We start from the raw sequence: 20,712 nt of genomic DNA on the forward strand, positions 1-20,712 counted from the left end.
TGCGTGGCGCGAGAAAGCCCTCGTCGCAGAAAATCGCGCAAATGTCAGAGGAAACATGCCCGAAAAAGCAGCCGACCTGATCGAACTGTGGCGCGGGGGACTGAAGGAAAGCGTCCACCAGGGTCATGCCGTCATCTGCGACCGCCACGGAATCGTCGAGGCATGGGGCAGCCCCGGCGCCACGATCTTTCCGCGGTCGTCGTGCAAGATGATCCAGGCGCTGCCGCTGGTCGAAAGCGGTGCGGCGGATGCCTGCGGGCTGGAACCGCGCCACCTGGCGCTGGCCTGCGCCAGTCATCAGGGCGCGCGGCTGCATGTCGATCAGGTGGCCGAATGGCTGGAGCGGCTGGGGCTTGGCGAAACCGACCTGCGCTGTGGGGCGCATCTGCCCGGCGACGCGGACGAACGCAAGCGGCTGGTCTGCGGCGATGAGGCGCCCTGCCAGTTGCACAACAACTGTTCGGGCAAGCATGCGGGTTTCCTGACGCTGAACCGCCATATCAAGGGCGATTCCGAATATGTCGCGCCGGACCATCCGATCCAGCGGTCCATCCGCATGGCCTTCGAGGACCTGACCGGCGAGCCGATCCGGGGCTGGGGCATCGACGGCTGCTCGGCCCCCAATTTCGCCTGCACGGTCGAGGGGTTGGCCCGCGCCATGCGCAGCTTTGCCGCCCCCGATGCCGGGACGCGCGGCGAGGCGCAGCGCCGGCTGGTCCGGGCGATGCTGGACCACCCCGAACTGGTTGCCGGCGAAACCCGCGCCTGCACCGAGCTGATGCGCGCCATGAACGGCCGCGCCGTCGTCAAGACCGGGGCCGAGGCCGTCTTCGTCGCCATCCTGCCCGATCAGGGACTGGGCGTGGCGTTGAAGGTGGCGGACGGCGGCACGCGCGGCTCCGAGGCCGCGATCACCGCCCTGATGGTCCACCTGGGCGTGCTGGATCCCGACCATCCCGTCGTCGCCAGATACCTGACCGGCCCGCAAAGGAACTGGCGCGGCATGGTCACCGGCGAATTGCGCCGCGCGGCGGGCTTTCCCTGACCTTTCCTGAACGTTTCATTCCGGTCTTTCCCGCTGACCTTCGGCCTGCCCTGCTGTAAGCGTGGATATGCCCGATATGCCTGCATGTCGGGCCGGTATTCAGTCTTCAGGTATTTCGGGAAATCTCATGGCGACCTTATCCTATCAGTTTTATTGGAACGTCTACAGCGGCACCCTGGCGGATGTGGCGGGCGAATACGCCTGGCAGCACACCCGCCTGCCGGTGCTGAACAAGCTGGTCGGCGGCTTCGGCAACGACCTGCTGCGCGGCGGCTCGGGTCACGACGCGCTGCTGGGAAATGCGGGCCGCGACACGCTGAACGGCGGCGCGGGCGACGATTTCCTCGACGGCGGCGCGGGCCATGACCTGATGCGCGGAGGCGAGGGCGACGACGCCATGTTCGGCGGGCTTGGCAACGATACCATGTATGGCCAGCTTGGCGACGACTTCATGCATGGCGGGCTTGGCCATGACGTGATGTGGGGCGGCCAGGGCAACGACAACATGCACGGCTGTTTCGGCGACGACCTCATGTATGGCGAGGCCGGGGACGATTTCATGCATGGCGGCTTCGGCGACGACTACCTGTCGGGCGGGCGCGGGGACGACACGCTCAACGGTTGTTTCGGCGACGACACGCTGGACGGCGGGCAGGGCAACGACATCCTGTCGGGCGGCTATGGGCGCGATACGTTCATCTTCAGCGGCGGCCATGACGTCATCATCGACTTCGAGCCGGGCGCGGATGCCTGCGGCTGTGGCAACGGCCTGCCCGCCGAGTTGATCCATATCCGCGCGGGCGGCGTCGGCAGCTATGGGCAGTTGATGGAACGCGCGTCCGAAAGCGGGGGCGATACGGTCTTCGACCTGGGCCGCGCCCATTCGCTGACGCTGGAGGGGGTGGCGCTGGCGCAGCTTGACGAATCGATGTTCGTCTTTACCTGAGGCGCGGGCTACAGCATCTGCCAGATCAGCCGCAGCGCCAGCGCGGTCGAGGTCGCGACCAGCAGCGGCTTGATCACCCGCGCCCCGATCCGCATGGCCAGCCGCGATCCCAGGCTGGCCCCCGCGACCTGCGCCACCGCCATGACCAGCCCGATCAGCCACAGCGGCTGGCCCACCATCGCGAAGGCCACCAGCCCGCCCAGGTTCGAGGCGAAGTTCAGCAGCTTGGTATGCGCCGTGGCCTTCAGCACGCCATGCCCGGCCAGCATGACGAAGCCCAGCATGTAGAACGACCCCGCCCCCGGTCCCAGCAGCCCGTCGTAAAAGCCGATCAGCGGCACCACGGTCGCGCCGAAGACGGCAGGCGCCATCCTCCGGGCGCGGTCCATGTCGTTCAGGCCGGGCTTGAGCGCGAAGAACACGGCGATGCCGATCAGCAGCACGGGCAGGACATAGCGCAGCATCTCGGTCGGGACGGCGCTGACCATCAGCGCCCCCAGCAGGCCCGCGCCGAAGGCGATGGCCGCCGTGCCGATCTGCGCGCGCAGATCGACCAGCCCGCTGCGGGCATAGCTGATCGCCGCCGTCGCCGCGCCGAATGCGCCCTGCACCTTGTTCGTCGCCAGCGCCTGCGTGGGCGGAATGCCCGCCAGCATCAGGGCGGGCACGGTGATCAGCCCGCCGCCGCCCGCGATCGCGTCGATGAACCCCGCGGCGAAGCCCGCCACGACCAGCATCAGGAATATCTCGGTGGAAAGCTCGATCATCATCGCGGCTCATTGCGCCGGGCGCGGGGCGATGTAAAGGGCCGGGTCAGGGCTGGGTATCGAAGGCGGGGCTGAACCCAAGGCGGCCTCTTGGGCACGGGGCGCCGAAGGCCAGCCACTGGACATAGGCGGCGGGAACCTCGCCATAATCCAGCCGCCCGTCGTTCGCAAATCCGAAGCGGGCGTAGAAATCCGGGTCTCCGATCAGGGCGCAACCCTTCGCGCCCTGCGCCTTCAGCGCACCAAGCCCTTGCCGGACAAGCAGGCTGCCCACCCCCCTGCGCTGAAAACCGGGATGCACCGAGACGGGTCCCAGGCCGAACCAGCCCTCGGCCCGGCCATCGATCGTCACCGGAGAGAATGCGATATGCCCGATGATGTCCGGACCGTGCAGGGCGACGAGGGAGAGGGTCAGGTCGCCGTCCCTGCGAAGCGCGCGGATGATCGGCGCCTCGGTGCCCTGGCTGTAGGGCATCGGCGCGAATGCCGCCACGGTAAGGTCGTGGATCGCGTCTTCGTCGCCGGGCTGTTCGGGTCGGATCTGCGTGGGTCGGATCTGCATGGGGCGGGGCCTTATGAACGGGGATGGGCGGCGCGGTAGACCGCCAGCAGATGGGCGTCGTCCACGCCGGTATAGACCTGCGTGGTGGACAGGCTGGCATGGCCCAGCAATTCCTGGATGGTGCGCAGATCGCCCCCCGCCGCCAGCAGATGCGTGGCGAAGGAATGGCGCAGCGCGTGGGGCGTCGCCGTGGGCGGCAGGCCCAGCCTTTCGCGCGCCAGCCGCATCGCCCCCGAGATCGCGCCGGGGTTGAGTCGCCCCCCGCGCGCGCCCCGAAACAGGGCCGAGGCCGGTTCCAGCGGCCAGGGGCATTGGCGCAGGTAATCCGCGATGGCCTGGCGCGCCACCGGCAGGACCGGCACCTGCCTTTCGCGCCCGCCCTTGCCGCGAATCAGCAGTGCCTCGCCCATCGGCCAGTCGCGGCCGTCCAGCGAAAGCGCCTCGGATATGCGCAGCCCGCAGCCGTAGAGCAGCGTCAGCACCGCCACGTCGCGCGCGGCGATCCAGGGGGTTTCGTGGCCCGCCTCGGCCATCTCCAGCACCTCGCGGGCCTGGTCGGCGGCCAGCGGGCGGGGCAGGGACCGCCGATAGCGCGGCCCGCGGGTGTTGAGGATGCGTGAGGCCTCGAACCCCTCGCGGTCCGACAGCCAGCGGATGAAGCTGCGCACCGCCGACAGCCGCCGGGCCAGCGCGCGCGCGCCAAGGCCGCGTCCCCTTTCGTGGGCGGAAAAGCCGCGCAGGTCGGTCTGGGTCAGTTCGGCGATATTGCCGGGCAGGGCGGGCTGGCCACGATGCTTCCCGACAAAGGACAGGAAGGCCAGCAGGTCCGCCCGGTAAGCCCGGATCGTGTGGTCGGAACGGTCGCGGGTGGCGCGCTCGCCCTCAAGCCAGCGGGCCAGTGCGTCGGACATGGCCGGGGCAAGCGCCAGCGGCGCGTCCTTGCCCCGGTCGCCCGTCATGGCCGCAGCCAGCGCAGCAGCGTCAGCCGGAACACCTGCGCGAAGAAGCGCAGCAGGTCGGTCCCCTGCGTGGGCGAGAACCGTTGCGCATCGCGCGACCCCATCAGGATCAGCGCCATGCCGTGATCGGGGTCGAGGTTGAGCGGGATCAGCGCCTCGGACCAGATGCGGCCCTCGGCGTTGTCATGCAGGGGGCGCGTGATGTCGGCGGTTGCGCGCAGCACGATGTCGTCGCCGCGCGGCGCGCGCCTTTCGGCCAGCACCATTTGCAGGACGGTGCCCTCGGGCACGAAGACCAGCCCCTTTTTCGCAGGCTGGGCCGCCGGGTCGTCATGTTCGATCAGCAGGCGCAGCGATTCGATGCGCAGGATCGGCGCGACCTCGGCTTGCAGCGCGTCCAGGAAGGCGGGGAAGTCCTGGGGTTCCAGCAGCGACAGGATCGCGCGGTGGACCTGGTGCATCCCCGACTGGTTGTCATAGGCGGTGGCAACGACGGTGCGGTGCGCGGATTCCAGCCGGTCCAGCCGTTCCTCCAGCACCTGCATGGCGCGGCCCCGGATATCGACGACATTGGTGCCCGCCTCGGCCTCGCGCGCGCCGACAAGGGCGCGCATCAGGTCGCGGTCGGCCAGCAGCAGTTGCGGATTGGCCAGCAATTGCTGGCGCGTCGCCTCGGGCAGGGCCGGCTCGGCTGCCTGCCCTTCGCCCTCGACCGTTTCGCCGTCCCCGGACATCAGACGATCTTCTGGCCGGTCTTGGCCCAGTCGGCGTTGAACTGGTCCAGCCCCTTGTCGGTCAGCACATGGCTGGCCATCGCCTTGATGACGGCGGGGGGTGCGGTGATCACGTCCGCGCCGATCCGCGCCGCGTCGGTGATATGGTTGACCGAGCGGATCGAGGCCGCGAGGATTTCCGTCGTCCAGTCGTAATTGTCGTAGATTTCGCGGATCTGGGCGATCAGCTCCATCCCGTCCAGGTTGATGTCGTCCAGCCGCCCGATGAAGGGGCTGATGAAGCTGGCGCCCGCCTTGGCCGCAAGGATCGCCTGCGCGGGGCTGAAGCACAGCGTGACGTTGACCATCCGGCCCTCGCCCGACAGCACCTTGCAGGCGCGCAGCCCGTCCCAGGTCAGCGGCACCTTCACCGCGATGTTGTCGGCGATCTTGGCAAGGTGGCGGCCCTCGGCGATCATGCCCTCGGCGTCGCTGGCGACGACCTCGGCGCTGACGGGACCGCTGACGATCTCGCAGATCTCGCGCGTGACCTCGGCGATGTCGCGGCCCGATTTCAGGATCAGCGAGGGGTTGGTGGTCACGCCGTCCACCATGCCCAGATCGTTCAGTTCGCGGATGGCGGCGACATCTGCGGTATCGACAAAGAATTTCATGGCGGTTGGCCTTTTGTTTACGAATTCGTGCCATCCTTACCGCAGATCCCCGCGCGGGTGAAGGGCATCGCATGGGTTGCGGGTGCATGGCGCGGCGTGCCAGAATCCGCGCCATGCGTCCAAGGGAAAGGTGATGCGATGGAAGCGGTCAGCGGCGGGGAAATAATGGCCCTGCTTTTCGCCAACGGGTTCTTGATGAGCGTTCTCGGCCCCGTCATGCCGGTCGCCGTGATCGGCGCGGCCAGCTATTTCACGCTGGTGGGCGGGATCTGAGGCGAAAGGACGGGTTCATGGTCACGATGATTGCGGCGGTGCTTGTGGCGACGATTCCGCCCGTCCCTGTCGGCGGGCTGGTGGTGCTGGCGCTGGCCGATCATGCGATCCGGCAGGGGCTGGTGTTCCTGCTTGCCTGAATGACCCCGGCGCCGCTTTTCTTTCCCCACGGCCACCGCATCGCCGTCCTGACGGGCGAGCCGGTGGGGGTGCTGGACTACCTTGCCCCCGAAGGCGGGGTCCGGCTGGGGCAGTTGGTCGTCGTCCCGCTGGGTCCGCGCCGGATCATGGGCGCGGTCTGGGGCGAGGGGCTGGGCGGCTTCGACGCCGCCAAGCTGCGCCCCGTCGCAAGGCTGGTCGAGGCCGAGCCGCTGACCCCCCGGATGATGGATTTCCTGACGCGCATGGGCGAATACACGCTGACGCCCATGCCCCTGATGCTGCGCATGGCGACCCGCGCGCCCGATCTGGACAAGCCCGCCGCCGCGCGCCGTGTGATCCACCGCGCAGGCCCCCCGCCCGAGCGCATGACCGAGGCGCGCGCCGCCGTCCTGCGCGTCATCGAGGACCACGGCGGGGCGGGTTTTGCGCCCTCGGAACTGGCGCAGATGGCCGGGGTCGGGCCCGGCGTCGTCAAGGGGCTGGTCGCCGCGGGCACCCTGGCCGAGACGCTGGCGCCCCGCGACACGCCCTATCCCCGGCTGGACCCCGCGCTGCCCGGCAAGCCGCTGGCCCCCGATCAGGCGCAGGCGGCGGCGGTGCTGCGCGCCGGTCTGGCTGGGCGCGCCTATGGCACCACGCTTCTGCGCGGCGTCACCGGCTCGGGCAAGACCGAGGTTTACCTTGAGGCCGTCGCCGAATGCCTGCGCCAGGGTCGGCAGGCGCTGGTGCTGCTGCCTGAAATCGCGCTGTCCTCGGAATTCCTGGACCGGGTCGAGGCGCGTTTCGGCGCGCGCCCCGGCGAATGGCACTCGGGCATCACCCGGACCGAGCGGCGGCGGCTGTGGCAGATGGCCGGGCGGGCGCAGGTCCAGCTTGTCGTCGGCGCGCGCTCGGCGCTGTTCCTGCCCTTTGCCGACCTTGGCCTGATCGTCGTGGATGAGGAACATGATTCGTCCTATAAACAAGAGGATGGCGTCTTCTACAGCGCCCGCGACATGGCGGTTCTGCGCGCATCCATCGAACAGGCGCAGGTGGTCCTGGCCTCGGCCACGCCTTCCATCGAAAGCTGGGTGAACGCGGCCAGCGGGAAATATGCGCGGCTTGACCTGCGCGCGCGCTATGGTGGGGCGGAACTGCCGGAAATGGCGGCCATCGACCTGCGCGCGCAGCGGATGGGGTCGGGCGAATGGATCTCGCCCACGCTTGCCGGGGCGGTGCGGGCGCGGCTGAAACGGGGTGAGCAGTCGCTCTTGTTCCTGAACCGGCGCGGCTATGCGCCCGTCACCGTCTGCCGCGCCTGCGGCCAGCAGATCGGCTGCGACCATTGCGACGCGCGCATGGTGGAACACCGCTTCCAGAACCGCCTCGTCTGCCACCAATGCGGCGAGACGAAGCCGATCCCCACCGCCTGCCCCGCCTGCGGGGTCGAGGGCAAGCTGGCCGCCGTCGGCCCCGGCGTCGAGCGCCTGGCCGAAGAGGTGGCGGCCCGTTTCCCCGATGCGCGGGCCGAGGTGCTGTCCTCGGACCTGTTCCATTCGGCGCGGGCGCTGAAGGAGGCGATCGCCCGGATCGGCGCGGGCGATACCGACATCATCATCGGCACGCAGATCGTCGCCAAGGGGCACAATTTCCCGCGCCTGACACTGGTGGGCGTGATCGACGCCGACCTGGGCCTGCAAGGCGCCGACCTGCGCGCGGCGGAACGCAGCTTTCAACTGATGCGGCAGGTCGCGGGCCGGGCGGGGCGCGAAGGCGACGGGGCGCAGGGTGTTGCGCTGTTGCAGACCCACCAGCCCGAACATCCCGTCATCCGCGCCATCCTGTCGGGCGAGGACGAAGATTTCTGGAACGCCGAGGCCGCCGCCCGCCGCCATGCCGGGATGCCCCCTTTCGGGCGTCTGGCCGGCGTGATCCTGTCCCATCCCGATCCCGCCACGGTCGAGGGCTACGCCCGCGAACTCGCCCGCCGCGCCGCGCCGCTGGCCCGCGCAGGGGCCGAACTTTACGGCCCCGCCCCCGCCCCCATCGCCCGCGTCCGGGGCCGTTTCCGCTTTCGCATGCTGATCCGCGCCGACCGGCAGGCCGCCTTGCAGGCTGCCATCCGCGACTGGCTGGCATTCGCCCCGAAACAGCCCCCGAACCTGCGCCTGTCGGTCGATATCGACCCGCAGAGCTTTTTCTGATCGGTTTTCAAGGATTTGGACGGCCCGTCCTTGGCATTCGGGACGAAATCTGTATGACCATTACACCGTTTTGCATGACCCCGAGGTTTTCCATGTCCGATTCAACCCCCGCATCCCCGGTCGAGCCGCGCCCCACCACCGCGACGCGCATCCTGTTGGTCTATCTGGCCTGTCTGGTCGGCGTGGGTGTCTTTCTCTTTCTGCTTATCTTTGTCGCGGATATGTATCTCGGCATCCAGATCGACGGCACGAGCGGCGCCGTCGGGATGGTCGTCGCGGCCATGATGGCGGGAATGATCTGGGCCGAGCGCGAGCGTGCCAGGCCCGCTTCGGGCCGCATCTGGGGCGCGACCCTGCTTTGCGCGGTGGCGACCTTCGCGATTCAGGCCGGGCTGGTCTATGCCGTGATGGTCGCCGATCCGCTATTCGGCCATGAGGTCGCGGCGCAGCCGGGCGGCCTTCTTGTCGCCGTCAGCCTTATCCTGCTGGCGTTCGATATCCTGACGGTGCGCTTCGGTTTCTGGCTGGGTATCCGCGTGGGCCTGAAATCGGCCGCCGCCCGGCAGGCGAAAGGCTGAAACTCCCCGATCCGCCGGTTCGGTGCGGATCGGATCCCGGGCATTGCACGGGTGCTTGGCATTTGTCTGCGCCTGTGCTTTTGCTCGGATCATTCAACGGCTGTCCGAGGTTTTCATGTCCAATCCCTTGCCCGAACCCGTATCCGCCCTGCGCCTGGTCGTGCATTACGCGCTGGCGCTTGCCGTCTGCGTCGCGGTCTATGTCCTGCTTGTCCAGGTCTCGGCGCATTTCTTCGATATCGCCTTTCCGGGCGCGGCGATGGGCCTGATCCTGATGCTGGTCGCCGCCTCGTCCGCCGGGGGCGGGTGGGTCAGCCGCGAAAAGGTCCGCCCCGCAGGCGGGCGCGTCTGGAAGATCGCGGTGCTGTGCGCGGTGCTGACGGTGGCGATGCAAGGGGCGGTGGCCGTCGCCTCGGCGGAGACGATGGCCGTGTTGCGCGAAAACGTGCGCGGGGATACGGCCATCCTGGTCATTGTCGTCGCGGCGATCTGGCTGGTGGATCTGCTGGTGATCCGCCTGGGTTTCGGGATGGGCATCCGCCAGGGCGCCAGGCAGATCGAACGCGCCGCCGCGAAGGGCTAAAGCCCCAGCCGTTCCAGCACGCCGCCCAGCAGGTCCGCCAGCCGGTCGGCCCATTCGCGTTGCCCGGACGGGTCGCGGATCAGGTCGTTGCGGATCTCGATCAGCACGTTGGGGCGGCCATGCGCCAGCGCGTGGCGGTCGATGGAATCGCCGTCCAGATGGCCGCCGTAGGGTTCGTTGTCGCCGGTGATCCAGCCCCTTTCGCGGCACATCGCGATCAGCGGCGGACCCAGCCTTTCGTCGGTATGCGAATAGAGGATGCCGACCTGCCAGGGCCGTTGCGGCCTGCCGCGCAGCCGGGGCGTAAAGCTGTGGATCGCGCAGATTGCCCGGTCGGGCCGTGCCGCCGCCAGCTGCGCATAGGCGGCGTGATAGGGGCGGTAGAGGCGGCTCAGCCGCTGCTCGCGCCCATCGTGGCCAAGGTCGCGGTTGGCGGGAATCACCGTCCCGTCGTAAAGCCGCATCAGCAGGGTCGGGTCGTCCTCGCCCCGGTTGGGGTCGATCACCAGGCGCGAGAAATTCGACAGGATCGCGGGCGCATCCAGCCGTGCTGCCAGTTCCCGCGCCAGCCCCGCCGCGCCCACGTCATAGGCGATGTGGCGCGCCATGTCCGCAGGCTCGATACCCAGATCGCCCCCGGCCACCCAGTCCGGCACATGGTTGGCGGCATGATCGCAAGTGACCAGCCATCGCGACGGACGATCCTCGCCCAAGGTGAAAAATGGCATTTCTGTCATGTTCGCTTTACGCTTTCTTCAGGGTATCGCGGTAGTTTTGTGTGGCTATTGCCTGATGCACCAGTTGCCGCCGGGGTTGCAATGGGCCATAGATGGCGGCAGATAGCGCAAACATGAGCTGATGGGGGAAACCGGATGAGACGGCATCGCAAGGTCAAGATCGTAGCGACATTGGGGCCAGCCTCCAGCGACCACGAAACCATCAAGGCGCTGTTCGAGGCCGGGGCCGACGTCTTCCGCCTGAACATGAGCCACGGCACCCATGACGAACAGCGCGCGCGTTTCGACATCATCCGCCGGATCGAGGCCGAAACGGGCCGCCCCATCGCCGTGCTGGCCGATCTGCAAGGGCCGAAGCTGCGCGTGGGCACCTTTGCCGAAGGTGCGCATGACCTGCATGAGGGCGAGCCGTTCCGTTTCGACCTGGACCCCGCGCCGGGCGATGCGCACCGGGTCGAACTGCCCCATCCCGAAATCTTCGCCGCGCTGGAAAAAGGCTCGAACCTGCTGGTCAACGACGGCAAGATCCGTTTGCAGGTGCGCGATTGCGGACCCGATTTCGCCGATTGCGTGGTGACGGTGGGGGGTGTCATCTCGAACCGCAAGGGCGTGAACGTGCCCGATGTCGTGCTGCCCGTCGCCGCGCTTTCCGACAAGGACCGCGAAGATCTTGAATTCGCATGTGAAATGGGCGTCGACTGGCTGGCCCTGTCCTTCGTCCAGCGCCCCGAGGATGTGGTCGAGGCCCGCAGCCTTGCCCGTGGCCGCGCCGCGATCTTGTCCAAGATCGAAAAGCCCGCCGCCGTGCGGTCCTTTGCGGAAATCCTCAAGGTTTCGGACGGGATCATGGTGGCACGGGGCGACCTGGGGGTCGAACTGCCGGTCCATTCCGTGCCGCCGATCCAGAAGCGGCTGGTCCGCGCCTGCCGCGCGGCGGCCAAGCCGGTGATCGTGGCGACGCAGATGCTGGAATCGATGATCACCAGCCCCATGCCCACCCGCGCCGAGGTCAGCGACGTCGCAACCGCGATCTACGAGGGCGCCGATGCGGTGATGCTCTCGGCCGAAAGCGCCGCCGGCACCTGGCCTGTCGAGGCGGTGCTGACGATGGACAGCGTCGCGCGTTCCGTCGAAAGCGACCCGACCTATCGCGAGATCGTCGAAAGCTCTCGCAACGTCAAGCGGCAGTCGGTGGCCGATGCCATCGTCGGCGCCGCGCGCGAGGTGGCGGAAACGACCGACATCACCGCCATCTGCGCCTTCACCCAATCGGGCACCACCGTCCGCCTGACCGCCCGCGAACGTCCGCGCGTGCCCATCATCGCCATGTGCCACGAGGAAAACATCCTGCGCAGGCTGTGCCTGATCTGGGGCGCCCATTGCGTGCGCACGCCGGAACTGGAACGCTTCAAGCAGGCGGTCGTCAACGCCGCCCGCGCCGCCCGCGAATTCGGATTTGCCAATGAAACCCAACAGATCGCGGTGATTGCGGGGGTGCCGTTCAAGACCTCCGGCTCGACCAACATCCTGCGGGTGGCGCCTTGCGACGAACGCTTGATCTACAGCACCGACCCCGAATAAACCCCTCGGGGCAGCGCCGCCGCGAAGGAAGGGAGGGGCATGATCGATCTGATGTTGCTGGCCGGTTCGGCCCTTTGCGCGATCTCGGTCGTGCTGGCGGTCGTGTCGGTCGCGCAGACCCGCGCGCCGCGTGTTGCCGCGATCACCCTGGTGCTGGGCCTGGCGTTGCTGTTCGGCGCGGCCTGGCTGCGCCCCGCAGCCGTCGGCCCGCAGCAGGTGCTGGACGCCTGGCAGCGCCTGCTTGCGGATAAACCGCTGCCGCCGGGAACCGATGCCGCGGCACCATAAGCCGCTTGCAATTTCGCGCGTTGCGGTCTATGGGCAACGCTTCAATCCCGCGCGTCCGGCCGATTGGCATTGCCGAGTCGCGCGTTCACTCTGACCGCAAGGAGAGTAAAATGCCGAAGATGAAGACCAAGGCCGCCGCGAAAAAGCGGTTCTCTTTCACCGCCACGGGCAAGGTCAAGGCCGGTCCCGCGGGCAAGCGCCACGGCATGATCAAGCGCTCGACGAAATTCATCCGCGACGTGACCGGGACCATGATCCTGTCCGATGCGGATACGAAGATCGTCAAGAAATACATGCCCTATAACCGCTAAGAAGGAGAACCGGACATGGCACGAGTCAAATCGGGTAAAGTCACCCACGCCCGCCACAAGAAGGTCATCGACGCGGCCAAGGGCTATTACGGCGCCCGTTCGCGCAACTTCCGCACCGCGACCCAGGCCGTCGACAAGGCCAACCAATACGCGACCCGCGACCGCAAGAACCGCAAGCGCAACTTCCGCGCCCTGTGGATCCAGCGCATCAACGCCGCCGTCCGCGCCATCGACCCCGCGCTGACCTATTCGCGTTTCATCGCCGCGCTGACGAAAGCCGGGATCGAGGTCGACCGCAAGGTCCTGGCCGACCTGGCCGTCCACGAACCCGAAGCTTTCGGCGCGATCGTCGAAAAGGCGAAAGCCGCCGCCTGATCCCAGGCCAAGGCCCGCAGCCACGAAACCCGCGCCCCCTTGCGCGGGTTTTTTCATGCCGCCCTCCAGGGCGACCCCCGCCCTTTCTTCATCATCCAAATACCCATTCCGACGCCGCAACCCGCGCGGCCTTGCCAAAGGTGCCCGGAACCCGCACCTTGTCCGCAGGGTTTCACGATATGCCGACCGATCAGCCAACAAGCCCATATCCCCCGCGCGTGGCCCTGAACCGCCGGATGATGGGCCCTGTCCGAAGCGCCATCACCGCGCGGCGCAACGTGCTGGAACTCATCCCCGAACTTGCCACCCGCCAGCCGATGGTCTCAGGGCGGACGGGGGTGCGCTGGCACATGGTCATGGACCCCGGCGCACTGGCCCGCGTGTTCAAGGACCGGGTCGAGGATTATCCGAAATCGCTGGTCGCGCGGCTGATCCTCGAACCCGCCGTCGGCCAGTCGATGTTCGTGGCCGAGGGCGCGCATTGGCGCTGGCAGCGCCTCGCCGCCGCGCCCGCCTTCGCGCAGCGCAATGTCGAGGCGCTTGGCCCCGTCATGTCCGCCGCCGCCGAGGCCAGCCTGCGCCGCCTGTCGACCCAAACCGGCCCCGTCGATGTCTTTGCGGAAATGGTCGCGGCGACCTTCGACGTCATCTCGGACGTCACATTCTCGGGCGGGCAGGGGTTCGAACGCGATGCGGTCCATGCCGCCATCGAAAGCTATATCGCGGGGACCGCCCGCATCTCGGTGCTGGACGTCATGGGAATGCCGCGCTGGATACCCCGCCCCGGACGCCTCTTCTCGACCCGCCGCCTGCGCGAGACGAAGCGCGTCGCCGATGATGCGATCCGCGCCCGCGCCAGGGCCGGGCCGCGCCCCGTGCCCGACCTGCTCGACCTTCTGCGCACGGGCGAGGACCCCGAAACGGGCCGCCGCATGACCCCGCCCGAGTTGCGCGACAACCTTCTGACCTTCATCGTCGCGGGGCACGAAACGACCGCCCTGACGTTGGCTTGGGCGCTCTACCTTCTGGCCTTCGATCCGGGGGTCCAGTCCCGCGCGGCCATCGAGGCGCGCGCGGTCCTGGGCGATCGCTGCGCGACCGCCGCCGACCTGCCGCGCCTGTCCTATATCCGCCAGATCGTCGAGGAAACGCTGCGCCTCTATCCCCCCGCCGCCTTTCTGTCGCGCACCGCCCGCGCCCCCGACACGCTTTGCGGGCGCGAGATCCGGCCCGGCGACACCGTCCTGCTGCCGATCTATGCGCTGCATCGCCATCATATGCTGTGGGACGACCCCGACCGCTTCGACCCCGACCGTTTCGCGCCGGGCATCACGCGCGACCGCTTCGCCTTCCTGCCCTTTGGTGCGGGGCCGCGCATCTGCATCGGCGCCAGCTTCGCGCTGCAAGAGGCGGTCATCATCCTTGCCAGCCTGCTTGCCCGGTTGCGATTCGAGACGACCGACCGCCATCCCGACCCGCGCATGATCCTGACCTTGCGCCCGCATGGCGGCGTCTGGCTGCGCGTCACCCCGCGCTGAATTGCCTTCCGTCCCCGTTTGCGCCACCCTGCCGCGAAAGCCCGGAGGCCCCATGATCGTCATCTACCACAAACCGACCTGCTCGACCTCGCGCAAGGTGCTGGAACTGATCCGCGCCGAGGGGCACGCCCCCATCGTCATCGACTATGCCAAGGAAGGCTGGACGCGCGGCCAGCTTCTGGGCCTTTTCGCGGCGGCTGATTTGACGCCTGCGCAGGCCCTGCGGACCAAGGGCACCGACGCCGCCGAGCGCGGCCTGATCGGCGCGGATGACGACGCCATCCTGTCCGCGATGATCCAGAACCCGCTGCTGGTCGAGCGTCCTTTTGTCTGCGGCCCCGGCGGCACCCGCCTCTGCCGCCCCATCGAGGCGGTGCGCGAGACCTTCTAACCATCGCCCAAGTCTTTTCCCCCGGTCCCGCCCGTGCTAATCGGCGCGGGAACCACAGGAATATGCCCATGTCCGACATCGACGCCCTTCGCCAGAGCTATCTCGACCGTATCCTGAACGCCGCCGACCCCGAGGCGCTTGAACAGGTCCGCCTCGCCGCCCTTGGCAAGAAGGGCGAGATCAGCGGGCGCATGAAGGAACTGGGCCGGATGACGCCCGAAGAGCGCCAGACTACCGGCGCCGCGCTGAACCGCCTGAAGGATGAGATCGACGCCGCCCTGCGCGCCCGCCGCCAGGGGCTGGAGGATGCGGCGCTGGACGCGCGGCTGAAAGACGAATGGCTGGACGTCACCCTGCCGGGCCGCCCGCGCCGCGAAGGTTCGATCCACCCGGTCAGCCAGGTGACCGAGGAAGTGACCGCGATCTTCGCCGACATGGGTTTCGCCGTGGCCGAGGGGCCGCAGGTCGAAAGCGACTGGTTCAACTTCGATGCGCTGAACATCCCGCCCGAACATCCGGCGCGGCAGGAACACGACACCTTCTTCATGGCCCGCGCGGACGGTGACAACCGCCCACCGCATGTGCTGCGCACCCATACCTCGCCCGTCCAGATCCGCGCGATGCAGGAAACCGGCGCGCCGATCCGCGTGATCTGTCCGGGCCGCGTCTATCGCATGGACATGGACCAGACCCACACGCCGATGTTCCACCAGGTCGAGGGGCTGGCGCTTGGCAAGGGCATCTCGATGGCCAACCTGAAATGGACGCTGGAAGAATTCTGCCGCGCCTTTTTCGAGGTCGATGAGGTCGAGCTGCGCTTCCGCGCCAGTCACTTCCCCTTTACTGAGCCGTCGGCCGAGGTCGATATCCGCTGTTCATGGGAAGGCGGCAAGCTGACCATCGGGCAGGGCGAATCGTGGCTGGAGATCCTGGGCAGCGGCATGGTCCACCCCAAGGTGCTGGCCGCAGGCGGCATCGACCCCGAGGAATGGCAAGGCTTCGCCTTCGGCATGGGCATCGACCGCATCGCGATGCTGAAATACGGCATCCCCGATCTGCGCGCGTTCTTTGAAAGCGATTTGCGCTGGCTGCGACATTACGGGTTCGCGGCGGGGGATGTGCCTAGTGTGAGCGGTGGGTTGTCGCGGTGAGTGTAATTGCGGCAATCATCGCCGCCTCCACCGCAATATTCATTGCCGTGGTGATTTATCCTTGGCAGAAACAGATTGATCGTGACAACGAAATTGCGAGAGAAAAGAGAGCACTCTACTGGAAGGTTTCTGAGTTAATCAGCAGCACAAATCGCTTATACGACATGGTTCTATCTCAAGAAAACGAGATAACCAACCTCGTCGTCGCACTGATTTCCGTAGGGGAGTGCAAGGCGGCGAAAAAGCTCATAGACTTAAATGTTGCGCTGCGCCCCTTCCACGAAGAGCGTGACGAAATACGTCAACGAGGATTGCGCACTTTCATATCTCTTATTAGCAAGAGAAACCAGAAAATCCCAGCCGAGCATGTCGACAAGCTAACGAAAACAATAGCTGAATTGCTCGACCTAACCAACAAGGGCATATCAAGCAACCACGTTTCCACAATTCCGCTTCGGAAATGGATCCGTGACCATCTAAAAGGGTCGCTATGAAATTCACCCTCTCCTGGCTCAAAGAGCATCTCGATACCGACGCCACGCTGGACCAGATCACCGAGGCGCTGACTGACCTTGGCCTTGAGGTCGAAGGCGTGACCGATCCGGCGCGTGCGCTGGCGCCCTTCACGCTGGCCAAGGTCGTCCATGCCGAGCAGCACCCCGATGCCGACCGGCTGCGGGTCTGCCGCGTGATGACGGATGAGGGCGAAAAGCAGATCGTCTGTGGCGCGCCCAATGCCCGCGAAGGGATCACCGTCGTTCTGGCCAAGCCCGGCGATTACGTCCCCGGCATCGACCTGACGCTGAGCGTCGGCAAGATCCGGGGCGTGGAAAGCCACGGCATGATGGCCTCGGAACGCGAAATGCAGATGTCGGATGAACATGACGGCATCATCGAACTGCCCTCGGGCGAGGTCGGGCAGCGTTTCGTCGATTGGCTGGCCGCGAACCGTCCCGAGGCGGTCGATCCGGTGATCGAGATCAAGATCACCCCCAACCGCCCCGATGCGCTTGGCGTCCACGGCATCGCGCGCGATCTGGCGGCGCGGGGGCTGGGCAGGCTCAAGCCGCTGAAAAACATCGAGGTTCCGGGGGCCTTCGCCTCGCCCGTCAAGGTCGGCATCGCGCCGGACATGGCCGAGAGCGCGCCTTTCTTCACCGGCCGCGTGATCCGCAACGTCAGGAACGGGCCGTCGCCGGAATGGCTGCAAAAGCGGCTGGTGGCCATCGGGCTGCGGCCGATCAATGCGCTGGTCGATATCACCAACTTCTTCACCTTCGACCTCAACCGCCCGCTGCATGTCTTCGATGCGGCCAAGGTGCGGGGCGATCTGCATATCCGCGCCTCGGGTCAGGGTGAGGAGATGCTGGCGCTGGACGGCAAGACCTATGCCTTCGCGCCCGGCATGATGGTCATTGCCGATGACAGCGGTCCCGTCAGCATCGCCGGGATCATGGGCGGCGAGACAACGGGGGCGGACGAAGGCACGACCAGCGTTTTCCTTGAAAGCGCCTATTGGGACCCCATCGCCGTGGCGACCGTGGGCCGCGCGCTCAAGATCAATTCCGACGCGCGCTATCGGTTCGAGCGCGGGGCCGACCCCGCATTCACCCTGCCGGGGCTGGAGATGGCGACGCAGATGGTGATGGACCTTTGCGGGGGCGAGGCGGGCGAGGTCGTCACCGCCGGCGCTGTCCCCGACACCACGCGCAGCTACAAGCTGGACCCGGCCCGCGTCGTCAGCCTTGTGGGAATGGAAATCGCCGAGGCCGAGCAGCGCGCCACGCTGGAGGCACTGGGCTTCCGGCTGGAGGGCGATCAGGCTTTCGTCCCAAGCTGGCGGCCCGACGTGCAGGGCAGCGCCGATCTGGTCGAAGAGGTCGCCCGCATCGCCAGCCTGACCAAGCTGCAAGGCCAACCCCTGCCGCGTCCGCAGGCGGGTGTGCCCAAGCCCGTGCTGACGCCCCTGCAACGCCGCGAAAGCGCGGCGCGGCGGATGGCGGCGGCGCTTGGCTATAACGAATGCGTGACCTACAGCTTCATCGACGCTCAGGCGGCGGCGCTGTTCGGCGGTGGGTCCGACGCCGTGCGGATCGAAAACCCGATCAGCAGCGAGATGACCCACCTGCGCCCCGACCTGCTGCCCGGCCTGCTGGCGGCTGCGGCGCGCAACCAGGCGCGCGGCTTTGCCGATCTGGCGCTGTTCGAATGCGGCCCGGTGTTTTCGGGTGGCGAGCCGGGTGAGCAGGGGCTGCACCTGTCCGGCCTGCTGGTCGGCCATAGTGCTGCGCGCGACCCCTATGGCAGCCGCCGCAAGGTCGATATCTACGACGCCAAGGCCGATGCCGAGGCGATCCTGCAAGCCATCGGCGCGCCCGCGAAATCGCAGATCAACCGCAAGCTGGACGGCTGGTGGCATCCGGGCCGTGCGGGCAATGTCGCGCTGGGTCCCAACGTGCTAGCGACATTCGGCGAGGTTCACCCCCGCATCCTGCGCCATTTCGGTATCAAGGGCGCGGCGGTCGGCTTCACCATCCGCATCGCGAACATCCCGCTGCCGAAAAGCCGCACGCCCTCGCGTCCCGCCTTGGCGCTGTCGGACCTGCAAGCGGTCGAGCGCGACTTTGCCTTCGTCGTCGATGGCGGGGTCGAGGCGATGGCGCTGGTCAATGCCGCCGCCGGTGCCGACAAGGCGCTGATCGAGCGGGTGACGGTCTTCGACCAGTTCACCGGGCTGGAAGGCGGCAAAAAGTCCATCGCCATCACCGCCCGCCTGCAACCGAAAGACAAGACCCTGACCGATGCCGAGATCGAGGCGGTCAGCGCGAAGATCGTCGAAAAAGTCGGCAAGGCCACCGGCGGCACCCTGCGGGGCTGATCGGGGGGCTGATCCGAACAGCCCGCGAAACCGGCCGGAAACGAAACGGCCCGCGCCACATGCGCGGGCCGTTTTCCTTGGCAGGTCCGGGGGCAGGACCTAGCTGTCGTCGCCCGGCACCCGGCCCCAGGGACCGTCGCGGTTGTCGGCCACGCCCCAGACGGGGATTTCCAGCGGCAGCACCCAGGGATCGGCGGCGAAGGGGTTGATGCGGACCTGCGTCAGATCCACCTCGGGGTCGATATAGGGCTGGCAGGGCCGCCCGTTCAGCGATTTGCAGATATCCGCATGGACGGATACGTCGCGCCCCTCGGCCCGCCAGATGTCGGCCAGGTGGTTGGCGAACTGGTGGATCATGTCGGCGCGCACGATCATCTTGCTGGTCTGGCGGCGGGTCAGGTAGTCGTCGGGGTCCACGTTCCAGACCTGCCCGGTCTGGCGGTCGGTGACGATGAAATGGCCCACGGCCTGCCGGTCGTAGATGCGCATCCGCCAGGAATAGCGGTGGCCGTCCCCGCTCCACCGGATTTCGGAATCGAAGAAGACGCCGCGAACGGGCAGGAAAAGCTGCACCGCGATCCAGATCGCCATGCCCGCCAGCACCGCCTTGGGCAGTGGGCGCGCGACCGGCGGCGGGGTGTCCGCGACCCTTGCCCGGCGCATCAGGCGCGAGGGCCAGTCGGGATCGAAGAAGATCGTCGTCGCCGCGATCGTCATCCAGGGGAAGATGCCGATGTTGAAGGACCACGCATTGCCGATGTGGAAGACGGCATAGATCAGGAAGACGGCCAGCCGCGTCTTGCGCCACAGCAGCAGGGGCGCGCCCAGCACATGCAGCGCGATCACCGACCAGCAGGCCGCGATGATGATCCAGTCGTATTGGAAAAGCGGCTCGAACCACTGGCCTTCCACGCGGTTGCGCATCCAGATGCCCAAAGGCTCGCCCGCCAGCCAGTCGGGGGTCAGCTTGACCAGCCCGGCGTAGACCAGCATGATCTCGGTCTGTGCGCGCAGCATGAAGACGTTGGCATAGGGCACCGTCCGCACGCCCTCGCGCCCGCGCTTGCGGGCGATCAGCGCATCCAGCGACCAGATCCGCGCGGCAGGCATGAAGCACAGCAGGATCAGATACAGCAGCACCAGGTAGAAGTGATTGAGGTATTCCGCCGAGTCGATCAGGAAGAAATAGGCGAAAAGCACCGTCAGCGCGACGACGCTGACCCGGTAGAACAGCCCCAGCGTCACCATCAGCGCCAGCAGCCCAAGGACCAGCCAGCCAAGTTCCGCCTGCATCAGCGAGGGTGCGCCGACCCAGGAAAAGCCGGGATAATGGAAGTGGAAATCAGGCTCGACCCAATAGCGCCAGATCCGCAGATGGACCATGAAGCGCCAGAAGTCCCACAGGATCAGCAGGCCGAACAGGATACGGAACATCGCCAGCGACTGCGCGGGGACGTGGCTGGCCAGCCGGTCGCCGAATGCGCGGGCACGGTTTCCCAGTGTGTTTTCGCTCATCTGCCTTTCCTTCTGTCAATCGGGCCGATGCGGCATATATTGTGCCGCATGGGCCTTGTTGTTCCCGTCAAGCCGAAAATCGGACGGATTTGCAAGGGGCCGGATGCGGGAAAGACGGATATGGACGCGCCCAACGGCAAGGAAATGCTGGTTTTCTACGACGGGGAATGCCCGTTTTGCAGCGCCTATGTGCGCCTGCTGCGCCTGCGCGAGGCTGTGGGCCGGGTCGAGTTGATCGATGCGCGCTCGGACGACGTGCGGGTCGGTGCGCTGAAGGATGCGGGGGTGGACCTGAACGCCGGCATGGCGGTGCGCTATGGCGGGACGCTCTATCACGGGGCGGATGCGATGCGGATCCTGTCGGTGCTGTCGGCGGATGGCGGCATCCTGCGCGCGGTGATGAAATCGCCCCGCCGCGCGAAGGTGGTCTATCCCTTCCTGCGCGCGGGCCGGGGCCTCGTGCTGCGCCTGCTTGGGCGCAAGCCGATCCGCTAGGCGCGCC

Annotated in this window: 24 protein-coding genes; 17 read left to right on the forward strand and 7 right to left on the reverse strand. The window is 67.3% G+C overall.

Annotation, left to right across the window (positions count from 1 at the left end; all coding sequences use genetic code 11):
- The first annotated feature begins 55 nt into the window (after positions 1-55).
- Positions 56-1,045: an asparaginase gene (locus tag Q0O97_RS03990; protein ID WP_294925190.1), complete on the forward strand. Its 990-nt coding sequence runs from the start codon at positions 56-58 to the stop codon at positions 1,043-1,045.
- A gap of 127 nt (positions 1,046-1,172) precedes the next feature.
- Positions 1,173-1,991: a calcium-binding protein gene (locus Q0O97_RS03995; protein ID WP_294925193.1), complete on the forward strand. Its 819-nt coding sequence runs from the start codon at positions 1,173-1,175 to the stop codon at positions 1,989-1,991.
- An 8-nt stretch (positions 1,992-1,999) separates the two neighbouring features.
- On the opposite strand, the gene Q0O97_RS04000 is transcribed toward Q0O97_RS03995, so the two are convergent.
- From Q0O97_RS04000 to fsa, 5 genes are read right to left on the reverse strand one after another with little or no spacing between them, the layout of a single operon-like run.
- A complete protein-coding gene (locus tag Q0O97_RS04000; protein ID WP_294925333.1) occupies positions 2,000-2,758 on the reverse strand; it encodes a TSUP family transporter in 759 nt (252 codons plus the stop codon).
- Positions 2,759-2,804: 46 nt separating this feature from the next.
- The gene (locus Q0O97_RS04005) at positions 2,805-3,320 is read right to left on the reverse strand and encodes an N-acetyltransferase (RefSeq protein ID WP_294925195.1); all 516 of its coding nucleotides are present in this window, start codon (positions 3,318-3,320) and stop codon (positions 2,805-2,807) included.
- 11 nt (positions 3,321-3,331) lie between these two features.
- Positions 3,332-4,279 carry a tyrosine recombinase XerC gene (locus Q0O97_RS04010; RefSeq protein ID WP_294925198.1) on the reverse strand — a complete coding sequence of 316 codons (948 nt, stop codon included), beginning with the start codon at positions 4,277-4,279 and terminating at the stop codon, positions 3,332-3,334.
- Positions 4,276-5,013 (reverse strand): DUF484 family protein, encoded by a 738-nt coding sequence (locus Q0O97_RS04015; RefSeq protein WP_294925200.1) that lies wholly within the window; start codon positions 5,011-5,013, stop codon positions 4,276-4,278. The genes Q0O97_RS04010 and Q0O97_RS04015 overlap by 4 nt, the downstream gene beginning before the upstream one ends.
- Positions 5,013-5,666 (reverse strand): fructose-6-phosphate aldolase, encoded by a 654-nt coding sequence (fsa, locus tag Q0O97_RS04020; protein ID WP_294925203.1) that lies wholly within the window; start codon positions 5,664-5,666, stop codon positions 5,013-5,015. Before fsa ends, Q0O97_RS04015 begins: the two co-directional genes overlap by 1 nt.
- A gap of 138 nt (positions 5,667-5,804) precedes the next feature.
- On the opposite strand from fsa, the gene Q0O97_RS04025 reads away from it, so the two are divergent.
- The 5 genes from Q0O97_RS04025 (at position 5,805) to Q0O97_RS04045 (ending at position 9,445) form a co-directional block, all read left to right on the forward strand.
- On the forward strand, positions 5,805-5,939 hold the full coding sequence (locus Q0O97_RS04025; protein WP_294925206.1) for a hypothetical protein: 135 nt from the start codon (positions 5,805-5,807) through the stop codon (positions 5,937-5,939).
- A gap of 17 nt (positions 5,940-5,956) precedes the next feature.
- Positions 5,957-6,079: a hypothetical protein gene (locus Q0O97_RS04030; protein WP_294925208.1), complete on the forward strand. Its 123-nt coding sequence runs from the start codon at positions 5,957-5,959 to the stop codon at positions 6,077-6,079.
- The gene (locus Q0O97_RS04035) at positions 6,080-8,284 is read left to right on the forward strand and encodes a primosomal protein N' (RefSeq protein ID WP_294925211.1); all 2,205 of its coding nucleotides are present in this window, start codon (positions 6,080-6,082) and stop codon (positions 8,282-8,284) included.
- 92 nt (positions 8,285-8,376) lie between these two features.
- On the forward strand, positions 8,377-8,862 hold the full coding sequence (locus Q0O97_RS04040) for an ABZJ_00895 family protein (protein WP_294925214.1): 486 nt from the start codon (positions 8,377-8,379) through the stop codon (positions 8,860-8,862).
- Positions 8,863-8,977: 115 nt separating this feature from the next.
- The gene (locus Q0O97_RS04045; RefSeq protein WP_294925217.1) at positions 8,978-9,445 is read left to right on the forward strand and encodes an ABZJ_00895 family protein; all 468 of its coding nucleotides are present in this window, start codon (positions 8,978-8,980) and stop codon (positions 9,443-9,445) included.
- On the opposite strand, the gene Q0O97_RS04050 is transcribed toward Q0O97_RS04045, so the two are convergent.
- Positions 9,442-10,182, reverse strand: a complete 741-nt coding sequence (locus Q0O97_RS04050) for an N-formylglutamate amidohydrolase (RefSeq protein WP_294925220.1) — start codon at positions 10,180-10,182, stop codon at positions 9,442-9,444. The genes Q0O97_RS04045 and Q0O97_RS04050 overlap by 4 nt on opposite strands.
- 135 nt (positions 10,183-10,317) lie before the next feature.
- Here Q0O97_RS04050 and pyk point away from each other — a divergent pair, with 135 nt between their 5' ends.
- From pyk to pheT, 9 genes are all read left to right on the forward strand, one after another.
- Entirely contained in the window at positions 10,318-11,763 is a 1,446-nt protein-coding gene (pyk, locus tag Q0O97_RS04055; RefSeq protein WP_294925222.1) for a pyruvate kinase, read from the forward strand.
- A 39-nt stretch (positions 11,764-11,802) separates the two neighbouring features.
- Positions 11,803-12,051 carry a hypothetical protein gene (locus tag Q0O97_RS04060; protein ID WP_294925225.1) on the forward strand — a complete coding sequence of 83 codons (249 nt, stop codon included), beginning with the start codon at positions 11,803-11,805 and terminating at the stop codon, positions 12,049-12,051.
- A gap of 110 nt (positions 12,052-12,161) precedes the next feature.
- On the forward strand, positions 12,162-12,362 hold the full coding sequence (rpmI, locus tag Q0O97_RS04065; protein WP_294925228.1) for a 50S ribosomal protein L35: 201 nt from the start codon (positions 12,162-12,164) through the stop codon (positions 12,360-12,362).
- 15 nt (positions 12,363-12,377) lie between these two features.
- A complete protein-coding gene (gene rplT / locus Q0O97_RS04070) occupies positions 12,378-12,737 on the forward strand; it encodes a 50S ribosomal protein L20 (protein WP_294925230.1) in 360 nt (119 codons plus the stop codon).
- A gap of 236 nt (positions 12,738-12,973) precedes the next feature.
- Positions 12,974-14,275, forward strand: a complete 1,302-nt coding sequence (locus tag Q0O97_RS04075; protein ID WP_294925233.1) for a cytochrome P450 — start codon at positions 12,974-12,976, stop codon at positions 14,273-14,275.
- A gap of 52 nt (positions 14,276-14,327) precedes the next feature.
- Complete coding sequence (locus Q0O97_RS04080; protein WP_294925236.1) at positions 14,328-14,666, forward strand: arsenate reductase family protein; 339 nt, start codon at positions 14,328-14,330, stop codon at positions 14,664-14,666.
- 77 nt (positions 14,667-14,743) lie between these two features.
- Entirely contained in the window at positions 14,744-15,817 is a 1,074-nt protein-coding gene (gene pheS / locus Q0O97_RS04085; RefSeq protein ID WP_294925336.1) for a phenylalanine--tRNA ligase subunit alpha, read from the forward strand.
- Positions 15,814-16,311, forward strand: a complete 498-nt coding sequence (locus Q0O97_RS04090) for a hypothetical protein (RefSeq protein WP_294925239.1) — start codon at positions 15,814-15,816, stop codon at positions 16,309-16,311. The genes pheS and Q0O97_RS04090 overlap by 4 nt, the downstream gene beginning before the upstream one ends.
- On the forward strand, positions 16,308-18,695 hold the full coding sequence (gene pheT, locus Q0O97_RS04095; RefSeq protein WP_294925241.1) for a phenylalanine--tRNA ligase subunit beta: 2,388 nt from the start codon (positions 16,308-16,310) through the stop codon (positions 18,693-18,695). The genes Q0O97_RS04090 and pheT overlap by 4 nt, the downstream gene beginning before the upstream one ends.
- Positions 18,696-18,794: 99 nt before the next feature.
- Here pheT and Q0O97_RS04100 read toward each other — a convergent pair whose 3' ends face one another.
- Entirely contained in the window at positions 18,795-20,210 is a 1,416-nt protein-coding gene (locus tag Q0O97_RS04100; protein ID WP_294925244.1) for an HTTM domain-containing protein, read from the reverse strand.
- Positions 20,211-20,330: 120 nt separating this feature from the next.
- Between Q0O97_RS04100 and Q0O97_RS04105 the strand changes: the two genes are divergently transcribed.
- The gene (locus tag Q0O97_RS04105) at positions 20,331-20,705 is read left to right on the forward strand and encodes a DUF393 domain-containing protein (RefSeq protein WP_294925247.1); all 375 of its coding nucleotides are present in this window, start codon (positions 20,331-20,333) and stop codon (positions 20,703-20,705) included.
- Positions 20,706-20,712: the final 7 nt, after the last annotated feature.

This window comes from uncultured Paracoccus sp. (assembly GCF_945915435.1).
In the GTDB taxonomy this organism is placed as follows: Bacteria; Pseudomonadota; Alphaproteobacteria; order Rhodobacterales; family Rhodobacteraceae; genus Paracoccus.

What these genes read in the sequence shown, in the direction of transcription:
- Q0O97_RS03990 (WP_294925190.1), top strand. Translation starts at nt 56, where the DNA reads ATGCCCGAAAAAGCAGCCGACCTGATCGAACTGTGGCGCGGGGGACTG.
- Q0O97_RS03995 (WP_294925193.1), top strand. Translation starts at nt 1,173, where the DNA reads ATGGCGACCTTATCCTATCAGTTTTATTGGAACGTCTACAGCGGCACC.
- Q0O97_RS04000 (WP_294925333.1), bottom strand. Translation starts at nt 2,758, where the DNA reads ATGATCGAGCTTTCCACCGAGATATTCCTGATGCTGGTCGTGGCGGGC.
- Q0O97_RS04005 (WP_294925195.1), bottom strand. Translation starts at nt 3,320, where the DNA reads ATGCAGATCCGACCCACGCAGATCCGACCCGAACAGCCCGGCGACGAA.
- Q0O97_RS04010 (WP_294925198.1), bottom strand. Translation starts at nt 4,279, where the DNA reads ATGACGGGCGACCGGGGCAAGGACGCGCCGCTGGCGCTTGCCCCGGCC.
- Q0O97_RS04015 (WP_294925200.1), bottom strand. Translation starts at nt 5,013, where the DNA reads ATGTCCGGGGACGGCGAAACGGTCGAGGGCGAAGGGCAGGCAGCCGAG.
- fsa (WP_294925203.1), bottom strand. Translation starts at nt 5,666, where the DNA reads ATGAAATTCTTTGTCGATACCGCAGATGTCGCCGCCATCCGCGAACTG.
- Q0O97_RS04025 (WP_294925206.1), top strand. Translation starts at nt 5,805, where the DNA reads ATGGAAGCGGTCAGCGGCGGGGAAATAATGGCCCTGCTTTTCGCCAAC.
- Q0O97_RS04030 (WP_294925208.1), top strand. Translation starts at nt 5,957, where the DNA reads ATGGTCACGATGATTGCGGCGGTGCTTGTGGCGACGATTCCGCCCGTC.
- Q0O97_RS04035 (WP_294925211.1), top strand. Translation starts at nt 6,080, where the DNA reads ATGACCCCGGCGCCGCTTTTCTTTCCCCACGGCCACCGCATCGCCGTC.
- Q0O97_RS04040 (WP_294925214.1), top strand. Translation starts at nt 8,377, where the DNA reads ATGTCCGATTCAACCCCCGCATCCCCGGTCGAGCCGCGCCCCACCACC.
- Q0O97_RS04045 (WP_294925217.1), top strand. Translation starts at nt 8,978, where the DNA reads ATGTCCAATCCCTTGCCCGAACCCGTATCCGCCCTGCGCCTGGTCGTG.
- Q0O97_RS04050 (WP_294925220.1), bottom strand. Translation starts at nt 10,182, where the DNA reads ATGACAGAAATGCCATTTTTCACCTTGGGCGAGGATCGTCCGTCGCGA.
- pyk (WP_294925222.1), top strand. Translation starts at nt 10,318, where the DNA reads ATGAGACGGCATCGCAAGGTCAAGATCGTAGCGACATTGGGGCCAGCC.
- Q0O97_RS04060 (WP_294925225.1), top strand. Translation starts at nt 11,803, where the DNA reads ATGATCGATCTGATGTTGCTGGCCGGTTCGGCCCTTTGCGCGATCTCG.
- rpmI (WP_294925228.1), top strand. Translation starts at nt 12,162, where the DNA reads ATGCCGAAGATGAAGACCAAGGCCGCCGCGAAAAAGCGGTTCTCTTTC.
- rplT (WP_294925230.1), top strand. Translation starts at nt 12,378, where the DNA reads ATGGCACGAGTCAAATCGGGTAAAGTCACCCACGCCCGCCACAAGAAG.
- Q0O97_RS04075 (WP_294925233.1), top strand. Translation starts at nt 12,974, where the DNA reads ATGATGGGCCCTGTCCGAAGCGCCATCACCGCGCGGCGCAACGTGCTG.
- Q0O97_RS04080 (WP_294925236.1), top strand. Translation starts at nt 14,328, where the DNA reads ATGATCGTCATCTACCACAAACCGACCTGCTCGACCTCGCGCAAGGTG.
- pheT (WP_294925241.1), top strand. Translation starts at nt 16,308, where the DNA reads ATGAAATTCACCCTCTCCTGGCTCAAAGAGCATCTCGATACCGACGCC.
- Q0O97_RS04100 (WP_294925244.1), bottom strand. Translation starts at nt 20,210, where the DNA reads ATGAGCGAAAACACACTGGGAAACCGTGCCCGCGCATTCGGCGACCGG.
- Q0O97_RS04105 (WP_294925247.1), top strand. Translation starts at nt 20,331, where the DNA reads ATGGACGCGCCCAACGGCAAGGAAATGCTGGTTTTCTACGACGGGGAA.